Origin of the sequence: Myxococcus sp. AB036A, from assembly GCF_006547355.1 — a bacterium.
Lineage (GTDB): Bacteria > Myxococcota > Myxococcia > Myxococcales > Myxococcaceae > Myxococcus > Myxococcus virescens.
In genome coordinates this window covers 111,264-132,994 of sequence record NZ_VHLC01000010.1, presented here as the reverse complement: position 1 = coordinate 132,994, position 21,731 = coordinate 111,264, and the positions used below count along the sequence as shown (strand labels likewise).

The window sequence follows — 21,731 nt, the reverse complement described above, 5'->3', positions numbered from 1 at the left end:
GTGCGGCGGGGGGGACCACTGCGTCAGGCTCCACGGGAGTGAGGGGTGGGCGTTCGCACCTCCACGAACTTCACCACGATGGGGCGTGTGGATGCGGGTGGCCAGTCCTGGAGCGCCTGCCCGTGGACGTTCGCGTCCCAGCGCAGACCCCGGTCCAGCACCCGGTCCAAGACGTCGACGAGGCTGGCGCTTCCAGCCAATCTTTCCACGGGCATCGTCGAAGCTCCTTGGCTCCTGGGACGGGTTTTTGTAACGCGCGTCGGCGAGCCGCCCCAGAGCAGGCTTGCCCGCACCGTGATTTGCGAACACGAGAGGACCGGCAGTGTTCGCTCGTGTACATCTTCAGCGCTTTGGAGCTGGGTAGGCAGCCAGCCGTGCGGTCCGCTCCCGTGGCTTATCGCTCCGAGGCGCCGTTCCTAGCCTTGGGCCATGGACGACGAGCAGCGGGCGCACAGGTCGCTTTGGACGGTGACAGCCCCCCCGCGCGACTTCCCGGCGCTGCCGGGTGACGTGACGGTGGACGTGGCCATCATCGGTGGGGGGATGGCGGGGCTGACCACGGCGTGGCTCCTGAAGCGCGCTGGCAAGCGGGTGGCGGTGCTGGACATGCACCGCATCCTGTCGGGGCAGACGGGCCAGACGACCGCGCACCTCACCGAGATGCTCGACACGCCCTACGCCACGCTGCGGCGCGACTTCGGTGAGAAGGGGGCTCAGCTCGCGGCGTCCTCCAGCCGCGCGGCCATCGAGCAGATCGCCGCGCTGGTCGACGAGCTCGGCATCGACTGTGACTTCCAGCGCGTGCCCATGTACCGCTACGCGGAGACGGAGCGCGAGCTGGCTGACCTGCACCACGAAGTCACCGCCGCGCGCGAGGCCGGTTTGCTGGCCACCTTCACCCAGGACGTGCCCTTGCCGTATCCCGTGAAGGGCGCCCTGCGGGTGGAAGACCAGGCGCTCTTCCATCCTCGCAAGTACCTGCTCGCGCTGGCGGACCGGATTCCCGGCGACGGCAGTCACATCTTCGAGAACACGCGGGTGACGGAGGTCCACGACGGCTCGCCCTGCCGCGTCGTCACCGACCGGGGCACTGTCACCGCCGCGGCCGTGGTGGAGGCCACCACCACGCCGCTCAACCGCGTGGCCATGCACACCAAGCTCTACCCCTACCGCACCTACGCGGTGGCGGGGCCGCTCAACGGGCCGCTGGAGCCGGGCCAGTACTACGACAGCCAGGAGCCCTATCACTACATCCGCACGCAGCAGGTGAACGGGCGCACCTATGTCATCGTGGGCGGCGAGGACCACAAGGTCGGCACCGAAGAGGACACCGCCCGGCGCTACGCCGCGCTGGAGGCCTACGCGCTGCGGCGCTTCCCGGTGACGGACATCACCCACCGCTGGTCCGGCCAGATCATCGAACCCGCGGACGGGCTGGCGTACATCGGCCGCAACACGGCCAGCCGCCACGTGTACGTGGCCACCGGCTTCTCCGGCACGGGCATGACGTTCGGCACGCTGGCGGGGATGATGCTCTCCGACGCCATCCTCGACAGACAGAACCCCTTCGCCGCGCTCTACTCGGCGACGCGGGTGAAGCCCCAGGCGGGCGCGAAGGACTTCATCCAGGAGAACGCGGAGGTCGCCTTCCACTTCGTCGCGGATCGCCTGTCCCGGCCGGATGGGCATCGGCTGGCGGACGTGGCGCCCGGCGAGGGCAAGGTCCTGGAGGTGGCGGGACAGAAGGTCGCGGTGTACCGCGCGGAGGATGGCACCACGCACGCGGTGTCCCCAGTGTGTACGCACCTGGGCTGCCACGTGCACTGGAACGGCGCGGAGCGCTCCTGGGACTGTCCCTGTCACGGGGGGCGCTTCAGTCCCACCGGGAAGGTGCTCAACGGCCCCGCCATGAAGGACCTGCCGACGAAGAAGCTGCCGACCTGAGCCACACGTCTTCACACCTCAACACGACACACATCACCCACAAGGGAGAGGGCGAGCATGGACGCTATCGAACTGTTGACGCAGCAGCACGACGAGGTGAAGAAGCTGTTCAAGAAGTACGAGAAGCTCTCGGAAGGGGCGGAGGCGAAACGCCAGGAGCTCTTCGAGATGATTTCCGACCGCTTGAGCGCGCACGCCTCCATCGAGGAGCAGTACTTCTATCCCGCGGCAAAGGCCCAGGACACGGAGGAGCTGCTGCGTGAGGCCGCCGAGGAACACCTGTCCGCCAAGCGCCTCATCGCCGACCTGTTGGACCTGGAGCCGTCGGACGAGGAGTTCGACGCGAAGATGCAGGTGCTCCAGGAGCAGATTGAGCACCACGTCGAAGAGGAAGAGGGCGAGCTGTTCAAGAAGGTTCGAAAGCTCCTGTCCAAGGAGCAGCTCGTGGACCTGGGCGTCCAGATGCAGCAGGAATTCGAGGAGCTGATGGAAGGCGAGCCGCGCACCCAGGTGCCTTCGGAGACGGAGCACGCTGCGCCTATCTAGAGCGGGTGGTGGAGGGCAGTTGCTGGGCCCTGAAGAGCGGGACGCCCTGGCGTGAGGTGCCTCGGGAGCGCTTCGGTAGAAGGGGGGCCGAAGCGCTCGGTAAAGTCAGGGTGGGTTCACGTCCCATGTGAAGGCGGGGCAGAGCCGACGCCCGGCCAGTCGTGCCTCCGGAGAGAGTACGTGCTCCGCGGACGGGCAGCCGCCGTGTTGACCAGGTTCAGGTCCCATACCTTTCCTCCATGCCCCTGGTCACATGTCCTGACTGCCAGCGTGAAGTCTCGACCTCCGCACCGAGATGCCCTCACTGCGGGCGTCCAATGGACGGAGCCCCCGCGCCGCTACGGACGGTGCTTCCTGGCGAGGCTCTGGGCCCTGAAGAGACGCTGTGGGAGGGCTCGCCCTCCTGGCGGGTCCTTCTCAGTCGCCTCCTCGCGCTCGGCTTCGTGGCGCTGGTGCTTCCCGTCATTCTGCGTGCAGGCGTGGGCCGCCTCGGCCCGCTCCTTCCGAGCAACGAGGCGGCGGAGCAGACGGCGAGGGTGGGCGGGTGGATTGTCGGTGCGTTGATTGCCTACGAGCTGCTCCGCTTCCTCGGCGCACTCCTCATGCTGAGGAACACCCACTACAAGCTGACGAACCAGCGCCTCATCATCGAGACCGGAACCCTCTCCAAAACCGTGGGGGAGATTGACCTCCGGAGTGTCGGTGATACCCAGGTTTCGCAGAGCCTGCTGGACCGGCTCCTTGGCATCGGCAGCGTCGCCCTCATCTCGACGGACAAGACGTCTCCAGTCTCGGTCCTTCGCTGGATGGCCGCGCCGCGCTCCCTCCGCGAGCTCATCCGCACGCGGGCCTATCAGGTGAGCCACAGGCATCTGTTCACTCGCGCCACGTGAGGCGTGCACGCCAGGCGAGCACCTCCGGCTGGGGGAACAAGGTCACCGGCAGTTGCGTGGGCCCACCGCCCGCGGGGTGAGACCGGGCGCGGGGCTCGTCGCGACTCGCAACGGGCGTCCGCGCGCGGGCTCGAGCCACACCTCGGACGAGCGCCGCCAGCGTTGCCTGGTGGGACCCCGTAACGAAGCCGAGACATCATCGTGGATGCTCACCGCTCCAGGCAGCGGCGCTCGGCAAGAATCGGGTTGCGTGAAGGGGGCTGGGCGGCGGCATCATGGTCGCCGCCCATGCCGCGTCCTCCTCCCGACGTCATTCGATACCCCAGCTACTACACGCCCTCGGTCCGCCGTACCCTGTCGCGCGCGGACCCGACGCTGGGCGCGTTGATGAAGCAGGTCGGTCCCTTCCGGCTCCAGGTGCGCCCGCTGCACAGCCCGTTCGGCGCGCTGGCGGAGTCCATCGTCTACCAGCAGCTCCACGGCAAGGCGGCCGCCACCATCTTCGGGCGCGTGTGCGAGCGCGTGGGCTCGGGACGCAAGTTCACGCCGGAAGCGCTGCTGGCCGTGCCGGACACGTCGCTGCGCGAAGCGGGCCTGTCCGCCAACAAGTTGGCCGCGCTCCAGGACCTGGCGCGCAAGACGTTGGACGGCACCGTGCCGCCGCTGGCCAAGGTTCGGCGCATGGATGATGCCGAGCTCATCGAGCACTTCACCCAGGTGCGTGGCATTGGCCAGTGGACGGTGGAGATGCTGCTCATGTTCCAGCTCGAGCGGCCCGACGTGCTGCCCGTGGACGACTACGGCGTGCGCAAGGGCTTCATGAAGGCCTATGGCCTGCCGGAGATGCCCAAGCCCAAGGCGCTGCTCGCTTACGGCGAACGCTGGCGGCCCTGGCGCTCCGTGGCCAGTTGGTACATGTGGCGCTCGGCGGAGCTCCCCGACGCGCCACCCGTGGAGGGCTGACGGCGCTCCTCGGCTGTGGCCTCAGGCGGTGTTGAGCGTGGTGCTCGGGGCGTGCTTCTGGCGCCGCATGGGCACCAGCAGCACCAGGAAGGCCACGGACAGGACGATGCCCAGCAGGAAGACGGGCGCGTAGCCCAGGCCGAGCCCGTGCTTCGCGTCCGCGAGCCAGCCCGCGAGCGGGCCCGCGGGCGCCTTGCCCCAGACCTCCAGGCTGGCGAGCAGCGTGTAGTGCGTGGCGCCGATGCGCCGGTCCACGCGCGACATCATGAAGGCGAACATCACCGTGGTGAGCGCGCCGCCGAAGAACTCCTCGGCCATGGTGATGCCGATGACGCCCGCGTCGGTGACGCCTCCGGTGGCCAGCAGCCACCGCCCCACCAGGGGAATCACCCGCAGCGACGCAGTGAGCCCCACGGCGCCCAGCAGCGGCATGCGCGAGGCCAGCAGTCCTCCGGCCAGTGAGCCGACAATGGACGCGCCCGTGCCCCACGTGCCCACCCACAGGCCAATCTGCGCGGCGGTGAAGCCCGCATCGACGAGGAACGGCTTGAAGAGCACGTCGGACATGCTCTCGCCCAGCTTGTACGTGGTGATGAAGAGCAACAGCCAGCCCGCGCCCGGCAGCAGGAGCGCCTTCTTGAGCCGTTGGAACAGCTCGCGCCAATCCGGCTCCTGCCGGGCGGTGGCCGCGGACGGCGTGGCGTGCGCCTCTGGGGGAGACTCCCGGGCGAAGAGCATCACCGTGAAGACGGCCAGACACAGCAGCGCCATGGCGACGAAGAGGCCGGACCAGCCGATGCGCGCGCTGGCCCACACCAGCAGCCCGCCGCCCGTCAGCATTCCCAGCTTGTAGCCCACCACCTGCGCGGTGTTGCCCAGGCCCAGCTCACTGGGGCGCAGGGTGTCCACGGCGAAGCCATCCACCGCGATGTCCTGCGTGGCGGCGAACAGGTTCATCAGGAAGACGAGCGCCAGCAGGGCGGGGAGCGCGTCCCGCGAAGCCGCGACCGCCGCCGCGGCGCAGCTGGCCGCGAGCCCCGCCTGCATTGGCAGAATCCATGACTTGCGCCGGCCGATGCGCGCCGAGCCATACCGGTCCACCAGGGGCGCCCAGAGCGCCTTGAGGGCCCAGGGCAACCACAGCGCGCCGAGCAGTCCAATGGTGGTCAGCGAGACGCCCTGCGAGCGCAGGTACACCGGCAGGGCGGTGGCCTGGAAGCCGAAGGGCAGGCCCTGCACGAAGTAGAGCATGCACAGCAGGGCGAGCCGGGACGACGGAAGTCTCATTGACACCCAGCATAGAGCCACCGTGCCGGGAACGAGGAAGTGTCCGCTCGCCGGTCCGGATGTGGGGCCCTGTCCACGGCAGTGCAGAGGGGCCCTCCGTCTCATGGACGGGGAGGGGACGGTCCCTACGCTCATCCTCCCCATGGCCGGGTCCCGGCCTCATCTTGCGCCGGACGGCGGAGGCTGCCGAGGCGCGTGGAGCACGTCACCATGCAGGAGCCGCAAGCAGGAGTCGAAGTCGTGAAGCGTGGTGAGTCCGCGCCGTCGCCGTCGTTGCGCGTGCTGGATGTGATGGCCCTGACAGTGGGCATCGTCCTGGGGGCAGGCATCTTCAAGGCGCCCTCGCTGGTGGCCGCGCAGTCCGCCAGCGGTGAGGCCATGCTGCTCACGTGGCTGTTGGGCGGTGTCGCGTCGCTGGTGGGCGCGCTGTGCTACGCGGAGCTGGCCAGCGCCTGGCCCCACCCGGGCGGGGACTACCACTACCTGTACCGCGCGCTGGGCAAGGGGCCCGCCTTCCTCTTCGCGTGGGCGCGGCTGACCGTCATCCCCACCGGCTCCATCGCACTGCTGGCCTTCGTCTTCGGGGACTACGCCACGCAGCTCTTCCCCCTGGGCCCGTATTCGTCGCCCGTCTATGCGGCCATGCTGGTGGTGGGGCTGACGGCGGTGAACATCGCCGGACTTCGGCAGGGGACCCGTACGCAGAACCTGCTCACGGCCCTGGAGGTTCTGGGCGTGGGGGCTGTCGTCATCGTGGGGCTGCTGTTCACGCCCGCGCTGGTGCCCGCGGAGGCGGCGCCGGCACCAGCCGCGTCGTCGGGGACCGCCTGGGGCCTGGCCATGGTGTTCGTGCTGCTGACGTACGGCGGCTGGAACGAGGTGGCGTACCTGTCCTCGGAGGTGCGGGGTTCGCGGCGCACCATCGCCTGGTCGCTGCTGGCGAGCATCGGGCTGGTGACGGCGCTGTACCTGCTGGTCAACGTGGCCTACCTGCGCGGCCTGGGGCTCGAAGGCATGGCGCGTTCGGAGGCGGTGGCCGCGGACCTGATGCAGCGCGCGGTGGGCAGCGGGGGCGCGCTGGTGCTGAGCGTCATCATCGCCATCTCCGCGCTGACGTCCGCCAACGCCACGGTGCTGACGGGGGCTCGGACCCACTATGCCTTCGGGCGGGACAGCGTGCTGTTCAACGGGCTGGGGCAGTGGCACGCGAAGTCCAATGGCCCGTCCCGCGCGCTGCTGGTGCAGGGGGCCATCTCCCTGGCGCTGGTGGGGCTGGGGACGCTGACGCGTCAGGGCTTCGAGACGATGGTGGAGTACACCGCGCCCGTCTTCTGGCTCTTCTTCCTGCTGACGGGCGTGTCGCTGATGGTGCTGCGCGTGCGTGAGCCGGATGCGCCGCGGCCGTTCCGCGTGCCGCTGTATCCGCTCACGCCGCTGCTCTTCATCGGCATCTGCGCCTACGTCCTCTATTCCAGTCTGGCCTTCACCGGGCTGGGCGCGCTCGCGGGGCTGGCCGTGCTGGGCACGGGTGGCGTGCTGCTCGCCGTGGAAGCGGTGCGCACCCGGAGGGGCTCGCAGGGGACCTCCTCCAAGGCCACTTCCTCTCCCAGACTGCAACGAACGAAGGAGGCGACATGAAGCGAATGATGGTGGTTTTCACGTTCTCGGCGGCGATGGCCTCGAACGCCGCGAGCGTTTCGACGGCACAGCAGAAGGTGACGGTGCAGGTCCGCGGATCCGCGGGCAGTTCGATTCAGGCGCCCGAGGTTCCCTTCGTCCCCACGCCGCAAGGTGCCGTGGACGGGATGCTGGCATTGGCTGGCGTGAAGCCCGGGGACACTGTCTATGACCTGGGCAGCGGTGACGGCCGCATCGTCATCTCCGCTGTCCAGAAGCACGGGGCGAAGCACGCCGTGGGCGTGGACATCAACCCGGAGCGCATCGCCGAGGCCAACCAGAACGCGAGCCAGGCGGGCGTGAAGAACAAGGTGGAGTTCCGCCAGGGTGACCTCTTCGACGCGGACATCCGCGACGCGTCGGTGGTGACGCTCTATCTGCTGCCCTCCGTCAACGAGCGGCTCAAGTCCAAGCTGCTCTCGGAGCTGAAGCCAGGCACGCGCATCGTGTCGCACAGCTTCGACATGGGGGACTGGGCGCCGACCAAGACGGTGCAGAGCGAGGGACGGACGCTCTACCTCTGGGTCGTCCCCGAGCGCGGCACGGGCGGCACGCCCCGCTGAGCCCGGCTGGAGGCGTCCGGGCCCGGCCACCTCGCATGGAGGGGCCGGGCCTTTTCACGTCAGGGCGCCGGAGGCGGCTGACCCGGCGTGCGCGAGTAGTGGAGCACCATGGCCTCCAGCCGCGACAGGGCCTTCTCCAGCGTCTCCATGGACGGGCCGAAGGACAGGCGAACGTAGCCGCGGAATCGCGAGGGGCGCGCGCGACGCTTGCCGGGATTCACGTCGAAGAACTCACCCGGCACGACGATGATTTTCTGGTCCAGCGCGGCGCGGAAGAAGCCCATGCCGTCGTTGAGCGGCGGCGGCAGTCCGGACACGTTGCCCCAGACGTAGAAGGTGCCGTCCGGCGCGCGGTCGGTGCGGATGCCGATGCGCTCCAGGCGGGAGTGGAAGCGGTCCCGCTTCTCCCGGAAGGTGTTGTGGATGGCCATCGTCTCCGCCACCACGGGTTCCTCCTGGAGGAGCTGAATCGCCGCGCGCTGGAGCGGCCGGCTCCCACCGCCATCCAGAAAGCTGCCCGCGCTGGCGACAGCCTCGATGACCTGGCGCGGACCCACCGTCCACGTCATGCGCCAACCCGGGTAGCGCCAGTTCTTGGTGAAGCCGTCGAACAAGACCACCGGGTCCTTGTTCACGTCCTCCACGTAGCGGGCGGCGCTCTCCACCGGCAGGTGTCCGGGGCGGCCCGTCCAGATGTAGTGCGAATAGAACTCGTCGACCAGCAGCGCGCATTCATGCTCGCGGGCCACGCTCACCCAGCGCGCCATCTCCTCGCCGTGCACCAGCTTGCCGGTGGGGTTGCAGGGGTTGGAGAAGAGCAGGGCGGACAGGCCCCGGCCCTGCACCTCGCGCCGCAAGTCCTCGGCGGTGAAGGCATAGCCGCGCTCACCCTCCAGGAGGATGGGGATGGCGGTGAACGCCTTGAAGACGTCCAGCAACTCCTCGTAGGCCGTGTAGTCCGGCAGGAAGTGGCCCAGGTTGACGGCGCCCAGGCTGGCCGCGGCGCGGGTGAGTGCCGCGCGGCCACCGCCAGACAGGCATACGTTCTCCGCGCTGTACTGGCTGGGCATGCCCCGGCGGTAGATGCGGTTGTAGAGGCTGGCGATGGCCTCGCGCACCTCCCAGAGTCCGGCGACGGGGGCGTACTCCATGTCCGCCACGTTGATGGTGACCTGGTTCAGCCGGGGCGGCGCGCCGGGGAGGTCTCCCGTCTCCGGCTGGCCCTGGCCCAGGTTGCACCACTCCGGGTCGCTGGAGCGGTAGCCGCGGCGGGTGGCCTCGGCGGTGACGAAGATGACGCCGGTGCGGGGCACGGCGCGGAATGCCGGAAGGGGGACGTCGTCGCTCACGGCGTCACACCCTAGCGGAAGTCCGCGCGGTGCGCGCTGCCGCCGCGCGCCCGCTCAGCGGACGATGGGCACCGTCACCGGCTCCAGGTCGTCCACCGTCACCTCGGCCTTGCCCAGGCGCCACAGGACGGGCTGGAAGCGGGCTTCCACGCGCCGCCCGTCCGCCGTCTCCAGCACCGCGGTGCCTTCCTTCGGCAGGTATTCACCCACCTCGTAGTGCAGCCCCGTCAGGGTGAGGCGGTCGGTGCCATCGGGGCCCGTCAGCTCGCCTGGACCATCCAGCACCAGCGACGTGCCACCAAACACGGGCATGCCGGCTCGCATGCCCACGCGGCCATCGACGCGGAACGTGTGGCCCTGCCGTCCAGGGACGCCGCCCTCCACATCCGCCCAGAGGCGCGTCTCGTCGCCGCACGTGCCGTAGCCCACCTCCGCCTGGAGCGGGTGTCCGTCCACTGAGAGTCCGCGCAAGTCCGCCTCCACTTCCATGAGGTCCTCGCCGCCGCGGTAGAGGAACGCGGCCTGACCGGTGAAGCGCAGGCCGTGCACGTCACAGCCGCCTTCATCGAAGGTGAGCACCACGCGGTCCGTCACGCTGTCATGGGGCTCCACCGCGGCGCTGGCGCAGGCCCACCGCGTGCGCACGTCATGCGCGGCGGTGCTGAGGAAGGCGCGACGGGGCTCTCCGCAGGTGTACACCGGCAGCACGCCCAGGGCTTCCAGCGCGCCGCGCACCTGATGCGAGGCCGCCACCACGCGTTCCACGCGCTGACGGGCCGCGTCCACTTCTTCCTGCGTGGGGGCTTCACCGCCACAGGCGGTGACGAGGACGGTGAGGGCAAGACAGGTGATGCGTCGCATGGGCGCTTCTCCAGGGGGGGCACGACACCGCGGCTTCGCGGCGGGTCATGCCCCCATGGAGAGCAACCGTCATGCCCGGTGCAACCTCGCGAGAACACGAGGCTCGGCCGGAACAGGGCCCGGGATGTGCGTGCAGCGGGGTGCACAGCCCCGGCGGGCCCGTCCGGGTCAGGCGGCTCAGCCTTCGAGCGAAGCGCGCAGGAACCACGCGTGCTTCTCGAACTCGGTGATGATGTCCGTGGTGAGGCCCTCGGAGTCCGAGTCCCCGTTCTCCACGAAGAGGGCGCGGCTCTTCCGCAGGCCGTCCAGGTAGATTTCGATGCGCTCGGCCAGCAGCTTCACGTGCTCCATGTCGCGCGTCGTCTCCTGCGGATACTCCGGCAGGCGGCTCGTCTTGCCCACGTGGCGGCTGGTGCCGTAGGCCTTGCCACCCAGCGTCACCGCGCGCTCGGCGATGGAGTCGTTGTGCGTGGCCAGGCTCACCGCGAACGTCTCGAACAGCGGGTGGAGCGAGGCGAACTGCGGACCCTTGATGTTCCAGTGCGCGACCTTGATTTGCGAGTGCAGGTCGAGCCCGTCGGCGAGCCGTTCGTTGAGCGATTCAGCGATGGCGGCGCGGGCCTTCTCGGGGAGGGGGCTGGGGCTGCGGTACATGGTGTCTTCCTTTCGGCTGTGTGTTTGTCGGTGTCGGCTGGTTGGATGCGCGGCGGCCAAAAAGGGAGCGCCCCCCGGTGTTTCCACCGGAGGGCGCTTGAAACTTCGGCGATGCCTCGCGACAGAGGGGCTTAAGACTCCAGCCCCACCGCCGCCGCGTGGATGACCGACGCGATGCGAACCGCGTCGTGCACCTGGTCCTCGGAGAGGCCGCCCTCGAGGACGACCTTCTCGTGGGACTGCATGCACATCTCGCAGCCGTTGATGGCGCTGACGGCGAGGCAGACCAGCTCGAAGTCCACCTTGTTCGTCAGCACCTGCGCGAGCCGGTTCATCCGCAGCCCGGCGCGCTTGGTCGAGTACGACTCCTTCCCGATCATGTGCCTGAAGCGGTAGTACACATTGTTCATCGCCATCAACGACGCCGCCGCACGCGCGTCCTCGATGACTGGCTCGGGATTCGCGAGGGCCTTCTTCGCCTCGTTGAGCATGGCCTCCTTCAGCCGCTCATTCCGAGCGGCGAAGGCGCATGCCACGGCCACACCCCAACGCTGCTCCGCGGTGAGGCTGCCACCTTCCAGGACACCCTGGAGGTTGAGGCGGGTGTCCTTGTGGGAGTCCGCGAGTTCAGAGCGGACGACTTCGAGCGAGGCCATGGTGGATTACCCCGCCTTCGACAGCTTCTGGGTCAGGGTCTCCTCACCCTTGGTCCAGTTGCAGGGGCACAGCTCATCCGTCTGGAGCGCGTCCAGCGTGCGGATCGTCTCGGAGACGTTGCGGCCCACAGACAGGTCGTTGACCGTCACGTGGCGGATGATGCCCTCGGGGTCCGCGATGAACGTCGCGCGGAGGGCCACGCCCTCTTCCTTGTGGAGGATGCCCAGCGCGTTGCACAGCTCGTGCTTGATGTCCGCCAGCATCGGGAAGGGCAGGTTCTTCAGGTCCGGGTGGTGCGTGCGCCACGCGTGGTGCACGAACTCGCTGTCGGTGCTCAGGCCGAGGACCTGCGCGTCACGGTCGGTGAAGTCCTTGTTCTTCTTGCCGAACTCCGCGATCTCCGTGGGGCAGATGAAGGTGAAGTCCTTCGGCCACGCGAACAGGACCAGCCACTTGCCCTTGAAGGTCTCGTTCGTGATGTCCTGGAACTCCTTGCCCTTCTCCAGGGACACGGTGGCCTTCACCTTGAAGTTCGGGATCTTGTCGCCAACGGTCAGCATTACGGCTCCTTGGGATGGGGGCCCGGCGGTGAGCCGACCCCAGTGAACGTGTTCTGTCCTACCGCTTAGCATTCACCGTGCCAGAACTTCGAATCAATGATTCCAGGGGTTTGGAATTCGCCCCCGCTGGGTCGGTGCCGCTGGGCCGGTGTCTAACGAAATCTCGGTGCGTTTCGCCACTGCAATTTCGGTGGATCGACGAACCGGGGGAGACTGGCCGCCCGTGGTCCTCACGAGCGGGCGGAAAATACGAGAAGTGCCGCGTGGTTGCACCCACTCCGGACAGGCAATGGCTCGAATGTACGGCCGCGAACGCGTGCTCCGTTCACCTACAAGGCGGCCCCTCCCCGAATGTTCAAAAGAATCTCTTTGTGTTCCGGGAGTTGCGACGGATCTTCCGGCCTGGAGTGGTTGCCTGGACGGTGGGGCACGAAATCTCGGTGCCGGCCTCACTGCAATTTCGGTGGAACCCTATTATTTCGTAGGTATGCAGGACGACTTTTCAGGCGCCATCGACGGTGCGAAGGACGCTCGGGACCTCCTCGAGCTGGCAACGGCGGAGGATTCCGTCGGGGATTTGCTGCGCCGTGGGCTCGACTGGCTGACGCGGGTGGTGCGCTTCGACCTGGCCACGGTGTTCCTCCTGAAGGAGGGCCGGCTGGTGTCGGTGGCCGCGCGAGGGCCGTTGGCCAACGCGAAGGTGCGGCAGCACTCGTTGCAGTTGTCGGAGTTCCCCTCGCTGCGGCAGGCCCTGGAGACGCGGCGGGCGAAGGCCTTCACGGAAGAGGACCATGCCCACGGGGATGGAGACCCTTTCGACGGCGTGCTGGATTTGCCGCCGGGGCATTCGTGCATGGTGGTGCCGCTGTGCGCGGGTGAGCGCTGCTACGGCGTGCTCTCCCTGGACCGCGCGGAGTGTGAGACGTACCCCCAGCCGGTGGTGGACCTGGTGGAGGTGTACGGGCAGATGCTGGCCACGGCCATCCAGTCGGCCGAGCAGCGCGCCACCTTCGAGCGTCTCCACCGTCAGGACCACGAGCACGCGAAGCTGCTGGAGGCGCAGCTCGGCGGAGACTCGGAGGGCATCCTCGAGACGTCGAAGAGCCCGGTGATGCGAGACCTGGCGCGGCGGGCGCGGCAGGTGGCGGAGACGGACACGCCGGTGCTGATTACCGGTGAGACGGGCACGGGCAAGGAGCGGCTGGCCCGCGCCATCCACCGTTGGAGCGCCCGCTCGGACCAGCCCTTCGTCACGCTCAACTGCGCTGCCATTCCGGCGGGCTTGCTGGAGAGCGAGCTGTTTGGCCACGTGAAGGGCGCCTTCACCGGCGCCACGAAGGACCGGGCCGGACGCTTCCAGATGGCGCATGGCGGCACGCTGCTGCTGGATGAAGTGGGCGAGCTGCCCTTCGACCTCCAGGCGAAGCTGCTGCGGGCGCTGCAGGAGAAGACATTCGAGCCGGTGGGCAGCGACAAGACGGTGCGCGCGGACGTGCGCATCCTGGCGGCCACGCACGTGGACCTTCAGCAAGCCATTGCCCAGAAGCGCTTCCGCGAGGACCTCTACTACCGGTTGAGCGTGTTCCCCCTGCGCCTGCCGCCGCTGCGCGAGCGCCGCGAGGACCTGCCGCAGCTGTGCGCCTTCCTCCTGGAGGAGCAGGCGAACCGGACGGGACGGCGGGGCATGCGGGTGACGCCAGAGGGCCTGGTGCGGTTGGAGGCCTACGAGTGGCCGGGCAACCTGCGCGAGCTGGCCAATGCGCTGGAGCGGGCCACCATCCTCACGCGAGGGACGGAGCTGGGGCCTGAGTCCTTCGACGTTCCCACGCGCGGCGCGGCCGGGGTGACGGCCCTGCCGGAGGAGCCGGCGCCCGCGGTGGGAGGGCAAAAGCTGACCCCCGTGCTGACGCTGGCGGCCGTGCAGCGCGAGCACATCATGCGAGTGCTCACGCTCACGCGGGGCCGCGTCTACGGCGCCAATGGGGCCGCGGCGCTGCTGGGGCTCAAGCCGTCCACGCTCCAGAGCCGGATGAAGAAGCTGGGCATCGCCCGGCTGGAGCAGTTCGTCGTCGACGAGGCGTGAGCCTTGAAACCGCGCGCCTAGGAGACGCGCGGTGCCGAGGGCGCCACCGGGTAGGTTCCCCGCTGACCGAACGGCGGGTCGAACAGCGCCGGGTCCGACTGCCGCGAGCGGAAGAGGTCGACGATGTAGTTCATCCGCTGGTCCAGCTTGCTCCAGTCCTTCGCCCCGGAGCCCTTGAGGCTGTCCTGGCTCTTGTCGAGCTGGCCCAGCAGCGCGCGCAGCTCGGGGTTTTCGATGGAGCGCAGGTGCGGCGGGAAGAGCGTCGACTCCATGCCCGGAGGCGGCGGCAAATCATTGCCCAGCTTCAGCGCGCTGCCCGGCACGGCCAGCTTCATCATGTGCTCGGTGGCGACGCGGCGGAACACGTTCGCCACGCCATCCACCACGGGGTTCAGCGCCGCGTCCACCAGGCCCGTCTTCAAGGCCGCCTTGCCCGCGAGGTTGGCGGGGAAGGGGAGCGCATTGATTTGCGACTCGACGGTCTGCTTGAGGATGTCGCGGAAGGTGTCCTTCACCGGCGAGTTGAGCGCCTTCTCGACGTAGGGCTGGAGCTGCGTCTGCTCGTGCAGGCCCACCTTGTCGTTGGCCAGGAGCATCAGCTCGGCCTTCTTGTTCGGGTCCTTCTCGAACATGGCCTGGGCGTAGTGGCCGAAGGCCTCCTTCAGCAGCGGCTTGTCCGCGGGGAAGCCGCTCAGGTACTGCTCCACCTTGGCGGCGTCATGCTGGGTGTCGCCCTGGAAGGTCTCCACGAAGCGGGCGAACTCCTGGCCCACCTCCTCGAACACCAGCTTGTTGCCGTCGGCGATGGCCTTGCTGACGTTCTGGAGGGCCTGATTGCCCGCCGAGGCGATGTCACCCAGCGGCAGCGAGGGGAGGCCCAGCTTGCGCAGCAGGTCGTCCACCTTGGACATCGGCCCCATGACGCCGTCGGCGCCCTTGAGCGCGTCCGTGAAGAACTTGGGCATGTCCTCGCCACGGATGCTCACGCCGGCTTGCTTCGAGGCCCAGGTCGCGAAGGTGGACCAGTTGGCGTTCTCCGTGCCCAGCAGCTGACCCATGGCGTTGGACAGGTCCGAATAGCCCTGGGTAATCGCATGGTTGCGCGCCACCGGGTCCTGCATGGCGGCGATGTTCCGCACGTCCGCGGCGGTGGGATAGCTGCCCGGAGCGACGCTCGGGCCGCGCGCCAGGGCCGCGGGGGCGTTCAGCGCCACGGGCTGTTGCCGGGAGGGCGGGGACTCGAACTGGGACACCCCGGACATGCCGGGCCGGGTCACCTGGGCCTTGGCCTGGGGTTTGACCTCGTTGCGAGCGGGGCGGGGCGGCTCGCGGAGCTCGGTGGGACGGGCAGGGGCGCGGAAACCGATTTTTGGGGGACTCATCTTCTTCAGTATCGGTTGAAACCGGAAAAAGTTGCGTCCTCTGGATGCTGGAGCTCAGGGGGGCGGGGTCGGCCTTCCATGCGCGTCCGCTCCACTGCCTTGCCCACGAGGATGGCGGGGAAGCACAGGGCATTGGTGTTCGCCTCAAGGGCCTGCATCCGGATGCCGTGGAGGGTCTCCTTCATGGGGGCGTTGAGTGCCTGCTCGATTTGAGGCTGGAGCCTTCGATGCTCGTGCAGATCCACCTTGTTGTTGGCCTGCCCCCAAGTTGTTGGCCTGCTCCCAAAGGCATGTCGGACCCCTGAGGTAGGAATCATTGGACACGCTGTTTTAGGTGGGGTTCCACTTGGGGGAGGCAATACGGATGATAGAGGGGTGGGAGGCGGCTGGCCTGGGGAGTCCCGAGATGGGGAATGAGACGAAGCGTCCCGCGACCTATGAAGAGCTGGTGGCGCTGCCCGAGAACATGGTCGGGCAAATCATCGATGGTGAGCTCATCGCATTGCCGAGGCCCGCGAGCCCGCATGCGGTGGCGCACTCCGTCCTGGGCGGGCTGCTCGTCTCCCGGTTCCAGGTCGGGCAGCGAGCGCCGGGAGGGTGGTGGATTGTTACCGAGCCCGAGCTGCACGTCGGTCAGGACGTCCTGGTGCCGGATATCGCGGGATGGCGCCGCGAGCGCATGCCGATGATGCGGCGCGTCCCCTTCTTCACGCTGGCGCCGGACTGGGTCTGTGAGGTGCTATCTCCGTCGACCTGGAAGCTGGACAGGAACCGCAAGCGGGAAATCTACGCGCGCGAAGGCGTGGGGCACGTGTGGCTGGTGGACCCCACAGCGAAGGCCCTGGAGGTCTTCGCTCGACGGGAAGGCGAATGGGTCGCGCGGCGGCAGTACTCGGGGGATGCGTGTGTGCGCGCCGAGCCATTCGAGGACCTGGAGCTGGACCTGGGTGCGCTATGGCCCCCAGAGCTGGAGGCGCCCTGAACCCTGGCGCCGCGGCTTACGGCTTCGCGGGGCGCGTGCCGATACCGAAGTGCTCCGAGTGGTGCCGCCACGCTTCCCGTGCCTCTTCCAGGCTCACTTCCTGGAACCGGACAGCGGCGCCTGGGCGGCGGGCGCACAGTCGTCCCCAATCGGCGCGAATGACTGTCGCGATGAGTGGATAGCCACCTGTCGTCGGATGGTCGGGGCCCAGCACGATGGGCGTTCCTGAAAGCGTCACCTGGATGGCCCCACGAACCATGGGGCGCGACGTGCCCGTGCCTTCGTCGCCATGGGTGAGCGATGGCCCTTGGAGCCGCATCCCCACGCGGTCCGTGGCGGCGGACACGGTGAAGGCGCCCGACAGCAGGGTGGCCACGGTTGCTGGTTCGAAGCGGCGGTTGTCCGGTCCGAGCGTCACGCGGATGGGCGCCGCTGCATCCAGTGACGCACCGGGCGCTCGCGCCTCGGCGCGCTCGTTCGCCTCACCCAGGGGCAGGCTGTCTCCCGAACGCAGCAGGCGGCCTTCATGTCCGCCCAGGCGCGCGACCAGCAGTGTGCCGCGTCCTCCCAGCACTTCCGGCACGGCGAGCCCGCCGTCTACCGCGACATAGCGCACGCTCGTCGACTCGGGCGCGGGGACGGTGAGGCGCTCTCCATCCGCCAGCGTGAAGGCGTGTCCGTCCATGGACACGCGAACGCTTCGGCCTCGGGCGCGCAGCTCCAACCGGCCGAAGGCTTCCAGCGCCGCCGTTCCACTCGCGTTGCCCACGGCGAGATTGGCCAGGGCGAGAAGCTCCGGGACCAGCGGTCCTCCCGGAGGCACGCCGTGGTGCATCTTCCCCGGCCGTCCCGCGTCCTGCACCGTGGCGGGCGCACCCACGCCCGTGATGTCCAGCCAGCCCGTCATCGGTCCACCCGCTTGAAGCGCACCCGGTCCCCGAGCTGAAGCACCGAGCCCTCCTCGGGTGTGAAGGCGGTGAAGTCCAGCGCGGTGCCGATGAGGTTCCAGCCTCCAGGCGATGCGAAGGGATACACCCCCGTGCGCCCACCCGCGATTCCCACCGCCAGGGCAGGGACTCGCGTGCGGGGCGTGGCCAGCCTGGGGACCGCGATGCTCGGGTCGACCTCGCCCAGATAGGCAAACCCGGGGAGGAATCCCACGCAGCGCACCGTGTACTCGCGCGCCGTGTGGCGCCGCGCCACTTCGTCCTCGGTGAGGCCCGCGCGTTCCGCCACCGCGCGCAAGTCCTGCCCGTCGTAGTGCACGGAGATGGTCGTGAGGGGCCGGCTGGCCACTGGCGCTGGGATGCGCAGCAACCGCGCCAGCGCGAGCCGAGGCTCCTCGGGTGGCGCATCCGGGGCGAAGTACACGCAGGCGTGCTCCTCGGTGATGACGGCGTCGAGGACGCCGGGCATGGCACAGAGGGCTTCGAGCGTGGCGCGCCGCTCCAGTCCCTCGGGAAGGACCAGTCGCAGGGCGCCTTCACCCAGGGGCTCGGCGCGAAGAGCGAGCGCGTCCAAGATGGCGCGGACCTCGCGCGCCAGCTCCACCGCGCCGGGCGTGTCGCCGTGAACGCAGACGGTGTCCACGCTGCCGCTGGTGGCCAGGCGCACGGTGTTGGCCCGCGCCTGGGCGTGGTCGGTCAGCACCGCGCCGGGCTGTCCTCGGGGAATCAGCGAGCCGTCTGGCCGGGTGCCTCGGTCCGCGAAGCCTTCACGGGCGTAGGCCAGCCCCGCCGCCAGGGCCGCGTCGTGCAGTGCGCCCGTGCCGGGGCCAATGAACGTGACGGCGGTCCCCAGCGCTTCCACGATGCCCGCCACCACCGCGCGGGCCAGGGCCGGTGTTGCATTGGCTGCGTGGTACAGGGCGCCGTGGGGCTTGGCGTACGTCACGGGCAGATGACGGTCAGCCGCCAGCTTCGCGAGCCGGCCGCACTGCGCGGCCACTTGCGCCTGGAGGTGCTCCGGCGTGACGTCGAGCGCGCGGCGGCCGAAGCCCTCGCGGTCCTCGTAGGACGGGTGCGCGCCCACGCGCGTGCCGTGCCGCTCGCACCGCTCCAGCGCCCGGCGCATGGAGGCATCATCCCCGGCATGCCCGCCGCAAGCGATGTTCGCCACGTGGGCCAGCGCGTAGAGCTGTTCGTCTTCAGCAGGAAGCTCGCCCAGGTCGACGTTGAGGAGGCACTCCGTCATGCGGCGCACCGTACGCGAGCGGCGGCGCGGGTGCAGCCGTCCCTGTAGCCGGAGACGCTGGCGTGCCAGCCGACGGTGCGGTGGGAAGTCCCACGCACCACCCCGGGGCTGGGGCCGGTTGGCACCGGGGTGGTACGCGCCCAGCGGGTGCCTCGACGAGGTGCCAGCTGAGAACTTCCAAACGGGATACGCCAGCAGGGGTTTTCCTCGGTCATTTCCGGGGCGTTTTTTCCGCGTGCTTCGGGGCGCGGCTCAGCGCGAGGTGGAGGGCAGCGTGGCCAGGCCTCCCGCCTTCACCCAGCGCACCAGCGCACGCGCGGTCTTCTCGTCAATCAACTCCGCGTAGGTGGGCATGGGCGTGCCGGGGAGGAACTGCTCGGGGTTTCGCACCCACCGGACCAGCTCGGCCTCGCTGCGCGAGGCGACCTTGGCGAGCCGGTCGTGATACCGCGCGCCAGGCGCGTGGCAGCTCGCGCAGCCGAGCTTCACGAAAAGGGCGGGGGCGTCCACCTTGGGCGCAGCGGGGCGCGGCTTACGAGTGGGGGTGGGCTTGCTGGCCGGCGTCGAGGGACCGGCCGCAGCGGTGTTGGCCGCATCGTGTTTCGCGGACGGTGCCGAGGCCGCGCTCTTGTCGGTGGCTCCGGGCGTTGTGTGCATCGCCGAGCCGGAAGCGGTCGCCGAGGCCGAAGACGTCACTGCGGAATGGGCGTCTTCTCCCCGTGTGCCCTGATGGCTGTCCGGAGGTTGCGCGGGGGAAACCAGCGGATTCGAGGTTTCTTCCCCTGCTCCCTTCACGGAGGCGCTGGCGTTGGGAGCAGCTCCCGTGCGCGTTTCATCGGGCGCGCTGGCCTGCGCCGCATCGGGGAGTGCCTCCGCGCTCTGCTCCTCCGTCTCCTCCGCGCCCCAGTCCGGGCGGACTGACTCCGCGGTGAGCCGCGGCCGCGCGCCCTTCACCGCGTTCTTCCTGTGCGGCACCGAGCGCAGATAGTCATAGAGCGCTCGCGCCTCCACCTCGTCCATGCCCCGGAAGCGAGGCATGGGCGAGCGCAGCACGGAGCCATCCGGTGCAAGTCCGTCACGCACCGCGCGGGTGAAGTCCTCCAGCGTCCAATGCGCCAGCCCCGTCTCGTGGAACGTGATGTTGCTGGAATGAACGTTCCTTCCCTCCGGGTCGACGAACGCCATGCCACCCGCGAACACGTCATCGCCCTCTGTCTTCCGAGGGCTGAAGCCATCCGTGTGACACGAGGCGCAGTCATAGACGTCATGCGCCATGTAGTGGCCGTACTCCCGGGTCGCCGCCTTGGGCGGCACGGGGATGCCCGAGGCGGGCCGTTCCACTGGCTCATTCCCGGTGATGAAGCGGAAGCCGATGCCGCCGAAGAAGCTGAACTTCGACGGGGGCGCGGGCACTGAATCCGGCGTGAAGAGCGGGTGCCCGGAGCGCATGAAGCCCAGCACCGCCGCCAGGTCCGCGTCGCCCATTCCGTAGCTGGGCATCACCATCAGCCGCCCGTCGCGGCTCACGGCGTAGCGGATGGCTCGCGCCAGTTCTTCATCCGTCATGGCGCCGATGCCCGCCTCGGCATGCGACGTGAGGTTCGCCGCGTAGAAGCGCCCCATGTACGAGGGCAGTTCGCGCAGCGGCGCGCCCGACGCCGTCTCCGCGTCGCCCCCGCGGTGACATGACTCGCAGCTCGCGTGGAAGATGGCGGCCCCTCGCTCCAGGGCGGCGGGGGACAGGTCCGCGCGGATGGGCGGGTAGGGCGCATGAACGGTTCCCGCGCAGCCCGCCAGCAGGGCGGCGCCCACGAACAACGTGTTCCTCATGGCGTCCAGGATGGTGCGGCGCATGGGTCCTCCGCGGCGAGCAGGACCCGACGCATATCGCATCCAACGGTGGGACGGAAAAACCACCGCGTCTGTCCACGGCGGACACCCGGCCTGCACGAAGTACGGCGCGGCGCGGCGACGTGGCTACACTCCGGGCACCATGACGCGCTCGCTCGAGTCCTACCGAGACCTCTTCCCCGTGCTGAGGGAGCAGCTCTACCTCAACCATGCCGGTGTGGCCCCCACCAGCCTGCGCGCCGCCGAGGCCGTGCGCGGGTGGATGGAGGACATCGTCCACCACGGCATCAAGCACGAGCGCGGCTGGGAGGCCCACTGCGAGCGCGTGCGGGGCCTGGCCGCCCGCCTCATCAACGCCGAGCCCGGCGAGATTGCCTTCGTGCGCAACACCAGCCACGGCCTGGGCCTGGTGGCCGAGGGGCTGGACTGGAAGCCCGGCGACGAGGTCGTCGTCGCATCCTCGCTGGAGTACCCCTCCAACGTCTATCCCTGGCTGCACCTGAAGGACCGCGGCGTCACCGTGCGCGAAATCCAGACGCCCGAAGGGGGCGTGACGCCGGAAGCCGTGGCCGCCGCGCTCACCCCGAGCACCCGGCTGGTGGCGGTCTCCTCCGTGCAGTTCGCCACCGGCTACCGCACGGACCTGGACGCGGTGGGCGCCCTGTGCGAGCGGGCGGGCGTCCTCTTCTGCGTGGACGGCATCCAGAGCGTGGGCTGCATCCCCGTGGACGTGAAGAAGAGCCGCGTCCACTTCCTCAGCGCGGACAGCCACAAGTGGATGCTGGGCATCGCCGGCATCGGCTTCCTCTACGTGGCCAAGGACGTCCTGCCCAGGCTGCGGCCCGTGCTGGTGGGCTGGCGCAGCACCACCGATGCCTGGAACTTCAACCGCAGCCACTTCGAGCTGCGCCCGGACGCGGGCAAGCTGGAGGAGGGCAGCGCCGCGTACACCGGCATCTACGCCCTGGGCGCCGCGCTGGAGCTGCTTCACGAGGTGGGGGTGGACGCCATCTCCGCGCGCATCCGCGAGCTGCTGGGCCAACTGGAGACAGGGCTGCGTGGGCTGGGCTGCGACGTGGGGCCCGCGCCGGAGCACCGGGCGGGCACCCTCACGTTCCTGCCTCCGGAGGGCGAGGCCCGCGCGCTCGGCGCGTGGCTCGCCGGACGGGAGGTGGCCCTCTCGGTGCGCCGCGGGCGCGTCCGCCTCTCACCCCACTTCTACAACCTGCCCGAGGAGATGGACCGGTTGGTGGATCTGGTGCGGACGCACCGCGGCTGAGGGCCCT

At 69.3% G+C, this 21,731-nt stretch carries 21 protein-coding genes; 9 read left to right on the top strand and 12 right to left on the bottom strand.

The window, feature by feature from the left end; genetic code table 11:
* Positions 1–23: 23 nt before the first annotated feature.
* The gene (locus tag FL344_RS06795; protein WP_141594357.1) at positions 24–215 is read right to left on the bottom strand and encodes a hypothetical protein; all 192 of its coding nucleotides are present in this window, start codon (positions 213–215) and stop codon (positions 24–26) included.
* A gap of 214 nt (positions 216–429) precedes the next feature.
* Between FL344_RS06795 and FL344_RS06790 the strand changes: the two genes are divergently transcribed.
* The 4 genes from FL344_RS06790 (at position 430) to FL344_RS06775 (ending at position 4,346) form a co-directional block, all read left to right on the top strand.
* Positions 430–1,944: an FAD-dependent oxidoreductase gene (locus tag FL344_RS06790; protein ID WP_141617948.1), complete on the top strand. Its 1,515-nt coding sequence runs from the start codon at positions 430–432 to the stop codon at positions 1,942–1,944.
* Positions 1,945–2,001: 57 nt separating this feature from the next.
* Positions 2,002–2,490, top strand: coding sequence for a hemerythrin domain-containing protein (locus FL344_RS06785; protein ID WP_141594355.1), 489 nt, complete (start codon positions 2,002–2,004; stop codon positions 2,488–2,490).
* 443 nt (positions 2,491–2,933) lie between these two features.
* On the top strand, positions 2,934–3,383 hold the full coding sequence (locus FL344_RS06780; protein WP_194863019.1) for a PH domain-containing protein: 450 nt from the start codon (positions 2,934–2,936) through the stop codon (positions 3,381–3,383).
* A gap of 288 nt (positions 3,384–3,671) precedes the next feature.
* Positions 3,672–4,346 carry a DNA-3-methyladenine glycosylase gene (locus FL344_RS06775; RefSeq protein WP_141617947.1) on the top strand — a complete coding sequence of 225 codons (675 nt, stop codon included), beginning with the start codon at positions 3,672–3,674 and terminating at the stop codon, positions 4,344–4,346.
* A 21-nt stretch (positions 4,347–4,367) separates the two neighbouring features.
* On the opposite strand, the gene FL344_RS06770 is transcribed toward FL344_RS06775, so the two are convergent.
* Positions 4,368–5,633: an MFS transporter gene (locus FL344_RS06770; protein ID WP_141617946.1), complete on the bottom strand. Its 1,266-nt coding sequence runs from the start codon at positions 5,631–5,633 to the stop codon at positions 4,368–4,370.
* Between the two features lie 240 nt (positions 5,634–5,873).
* Here FL344_RS06770 and FL344_RS06765 point away from each other — a divergent pair, with 240 nt between their 5' ends.
* Positions 5,874–7,271, top strand: coding sequence for an APC family permease (locus tag FL344_RS06765; RefSeq protein ID WP_228558603.1), 1,398 nt, complete (start codon positions 5,874–5,876; stop codon positions 7,269–7,271).
* Positions 7,268–7,873 (top strand): cyclopropane-fatty-acyl-phospholipid synthase family protein, encoded by a 606-nt coding sequence (locus FL344_RS06760; RefSeq protein WP_141594350.1) that lies wholly within the window; start codon positions 7,268–7,270, stop codon positions 7,871–7,873. Before FL344_RS06765 ends, FL344_RS06760 begins: the two co-directional genes overlap by 4 nt.
* Before the next feature lie 59 nt (positions 7,874–7,932).
* On the opposite strand, the gene FL344_RS06755 is transcribed toward FL344_RS06760, so the two are convergent.
* The 5 genes from FL344_RS06755 to FL344_RS06735 form a co-directional block, all read right to left on the bottom strand.
* Positions 7,933–9,222, bottom strand: a complete 1,290-nt coding sequence (locus tag FL344_RS06755; RefSeq protein ID WP_141594349.1) for a pyridoxal phosphate-dependent aminotransferase — start codon at positions 9,220–9,222, stop codon at positions 7,933–7,935.
* A 54-nt stretch (positions 9,223–9,276) separates the two neighbouring features.
* Positions 9,277–10,083 carry a hypothetical protein gene (locus FL344_RS06750; protein ID WP_228564838.1) on the bottom strand — a complete coding sequence of 269 codons (807 nt, stop codon included), beginning with the start codon at positions 10,081–10,083 and terminating at the stop codon, positions 9,277–9,279.
* A 177-nt stretch (positions 10,084–10,260) separates the two neighbouring features.
* Positions 10,261–10,737: a DNA starvation/stationary phase protection protein Dps gene (dps, locus tag FL344_RS06745; protein ID WP_090484282.1), complete on the bottom strand. Its 477-nt coding sequence runs from the start codon at positions 10,735–10,737 to the stop codon at positions 10,261–10,263.
* Between the two features lie 131 nt (positions 10,738–10,868).
* Positions 10,869–11,393 (bottom strand): carboxymuconolactone decarboxylase family protein, encoded by a 525-nt coding sequence (locus tag FL344_RS06740; RefSeq protein WP_141258552.1) that lies wholly within the window; start codon positions 11,391–11,393, stop codon positions 10,869–10,871.
* A 6-nt stretch (positions 11,394–11,399) separates the two neighbouring features.
* Positions 11,400–11,954, bottom strand: coding sequence for a peroxiredoxin (locus tag FL344_RS06735; RefSeq protein ID WP_011551675.1), 555 nt, complete (start codon positions 11,952–11,954; stop codon positions 11,400–11,402).
* Positions 11,955–12,441: 487 nt separating this feature from the next.
* Between FL344_RS06735 and FL344_RS06730 the strand changes: the two genes are divergently transcribed.
* A complete protein-coding gene (locus FL344_RS06730) occupies positions 12,442–14,037 on the top strand; it encodes a sigma 54-interacting transcriptional regulator (RefSeq protein ID WP_141617944.1) in 1,596 nt (531 codons plus the stop codon).
* A 17-nt stretch (positions 14,038–14,054) separates the two neighbouring features.
* Here the strand turns inward: FL344_RS06730 and FL344_RS06725 are convergent, their stop codons facing one another.
* Together FL344_RS06725 and FL344_RS06720 are read right to left on the bottom strand one after the other, a co-directional pair.
* On the bottom strand, positions 14,055–15,419 hold the full coding sequence (locus FL344_RS06725) for a hypothetical protein (protein ID WP_141617943.1): 1,365 nt from the start codon (positions 15,417–15,419) through the stop codon (positions 14,055–14,057).
* A gap of 5 nt (positions 15,420–15,424) precedes the next feature.
* The gene (locus FL344_RS06720) at positions 15,425–15,604 is read right to left on the bottom strand and encodes a hypothetical protein (protein WP_141617942.1); all 180 of its coding nucleotides are present in this window, start codon (positions 15,602–15,604) and stop codon (positions 15,425–15,427) included.
* Positions 15,605–15,825: 221 nt separating this feature from the next.
* Here FL344_RS06720 and FL344_RS06715 point away from each other — a divergent pair, with 221 nt between their 5' ends.
* Complete coding sequence (locus FL344_RS06715; RefSeq protein ID WP_194863017.1) at positions 15,826–16,401, top strand: Uma2 family endonuclease; 576 nt, start codon at positions 15,826–15,828, stop codon at positions 16,399–16,401.
* A gap of 16 nt (positions 16,402–16,417) precedes the next feature.
* On the opposite strand, the gene FL344_RS06710 is transcribed toward FL344_RS06715, so the two are convergent.
* The 3 genes from FL344_RS06710 to FL344_RS06700 form a co-directional block, all read right to left on the bottom strand.
* Positions 16,418–17,308: a biotin-dependent carboxyltransferase family protein gene (locus FL344_RS06710; protein WP_141617940.1), complete on the bottom strand. Its 891-nt coding sequence runs from the start codon at positions 17,306–17,308 to the stop codon at positions 16,418–16,420.
* A complete protein-coding gene (locus FL344_RS06705; RefSeq protein WP_194863016.1) occupies positions 17,305–18,594 on the bottom strand; it encodes a LamB/YcsF family protein in 1,290 nt (429 codons plus the stop codon). The genes FL344_RS06710 and FL344_RS06705 overlap by 4 nt, the downstream gene beginning before the upstream one ends.
* Before the next feature lie 252 nt (positions 18,595–18,846).
* The gene (locus tag FL344_RS06700) at positions 18,847–20,448 is read right to left on the bottom strand and encodes a c-type cytochrome (protein ID WP_141617938.1); all 1,602 of its coding nucleotides are present in this window, start codon (positions 20,446–20,448) and stop codon (positions 18,847–18,849) included.
* 139 nt (positions 20,449–20,587) lie between these two features.
* Here FL344_RS06700 and FL344_RS06695 point away from each other — a divergent pair, with 139 nt between their 5' ends.
* Positions 20,588–21,724: an aminotransferase class V-fold PLP-dependent enzyme gene (locus FL344_RS06695; protein WP_141617937.1), complete on the top strand. Its 1,137-nt coding sequence runs from the start codon at positions 20,588–20,590 to the stop codon at positions 21,722–21,724.
* Positions 21,725–21,731: the final 7 nt, after the last annotated feature.

What these genes read in the sequence shown, in the direction of transcription:
- FL344_RS06740 (WP_141258552.1), bottom strand. Translation starts at nt 11,393, where the DNA reads ATGGCCTCGCTCGAAGTCGTCCGCTCTGAACTCGCGGACTCCCACAAG.
- FL344_RS06720 (WP_141617942.1), bottom strand. Translation starts at nt 15,604, where the DNA reads ATGAAGGAGACCCTCCACGGCATCCGGATGCAGGCCCTTGAGGCGAAC.
- FL344_RS06730 (WP_141617944.1), top strand. Translation starts at nt 12,442, where the DNA reads ATGCAGGACGACTTTTCAGGCGCCATCGACGGTGCGAAGGACGCTCGG.
- FL344_RS06700 (WP_141617938.1), bottom strand. Translation starts at nt 20,448, where the DNA reads ATGCGCCGCACCATCCTGGACGCCATGAGGAACACGTTGTTCGTGGGC.
- FL344_RS06695 (WP_141617937.1), top strand. Translation starts at nt 20,588, where the DNA reads ATGACGCGCTCGCTCGAGTCCTACCGAGACCTCTTCCCCGTGCTGAGG.
- dps (WP_090484282.1), bottom strand. Translation starts at nt 10,737, where the DNA reads ATGTACCGCAGCCCCAGCCCCCTCCCCGAGAAGGCCCGCGCCGCCATC.
- FL344_RS06750 (WP_228564838.1), bottom strand. Translation starts at nt 10,083, where the DNA reads ATGCGACGCATCACCTGTCTTGCCCTCACCGTCCTCGTCACCGCCTGT.
- FL344_RS06775 (WP_141617947.1), top strand. Translation starts at nt 3,672, where the DNA reads ATGCCGCGTCCTCCTCCCGACGTCATTCGATACCCCAGCTACTACACG.
- FL344_RS06770 (WP_141617946.1), bottom strand. Translation starts at nt 5,633, where the DNA reads ATGAGACTTCCGTCGTCCCGGCTCGCCCTGCTGTGCATGCTCTACTTC.
- FL344_RS06795 (WP_141594357.1), bottom strand. Translation starts at nt 215, where the DNA reads ATGCCCGTGGAAAGATTGGCTGGAAGCGCCAGCCTCGTCGACGTCTTG.
- FL344_RS06760 (WP_141594350.1), top strand. Translation starts at nt 7,268, where the DNA reads ATGAAGCGAATGATGGTGGTTTTCACGTTCTCGGCGGCGATGGCCTCG.
- FL344_RS06735 (WP_011551675.1), bottom strand. Translation starts at nt 11,954, where the DNA reads ATGCTGACCGTTGGCGACAAGATCCCGAACTTCAAGGTGAAGGCCACC.
- FL344_RS06710 (WP_141617940.1), bottom strand. Translation starts at nt 17,308, where the DNA reads ATGACGGGCTGGCTGGACATCACGGGCGTGGGTGCGCCCGCCACGGTG.
- FL344_RS06715 (WP_194863017.1), top strand. Translation starts at nt 15,826, where the DNA reads ATGGGGAATGAGACGAAGCGTCCCGCGACCTATGAAGAGCTGGTGGCG.
- FL344_RS06790 (WP_141617948.1), top strand. Translation starts at nt 430, where the DNA reads ATGGACGACGAGCAGCGGGCGCACAGGTCGCTTTGGACGGTGACAGCC.
- FL344_RS06725 (WP_141617943.1), bottom strand. Translation starts at nt 15,419, where the DNA reads ATGAGTCCCCCAAAAATCGGTTTCCGCGCCCCTGCCCGTCCCACCGAG.
- FL344_RS06785 (WP_141594355.1), top strand. Translation starts at nt 2,002, where the DNA reads ATGGACGCTATCGAACTGTTGACGCAGCAGCACGACGAGGTGAAGAAG.
- FL344_RS06705 (WP_194863016.1), bottom strand. Translation starts at nt 18,594, where the DNA reads ATGACGGAGTGCCTCCTCAACGTCGACCTGGGCGAGCTTCCTGCTGAA.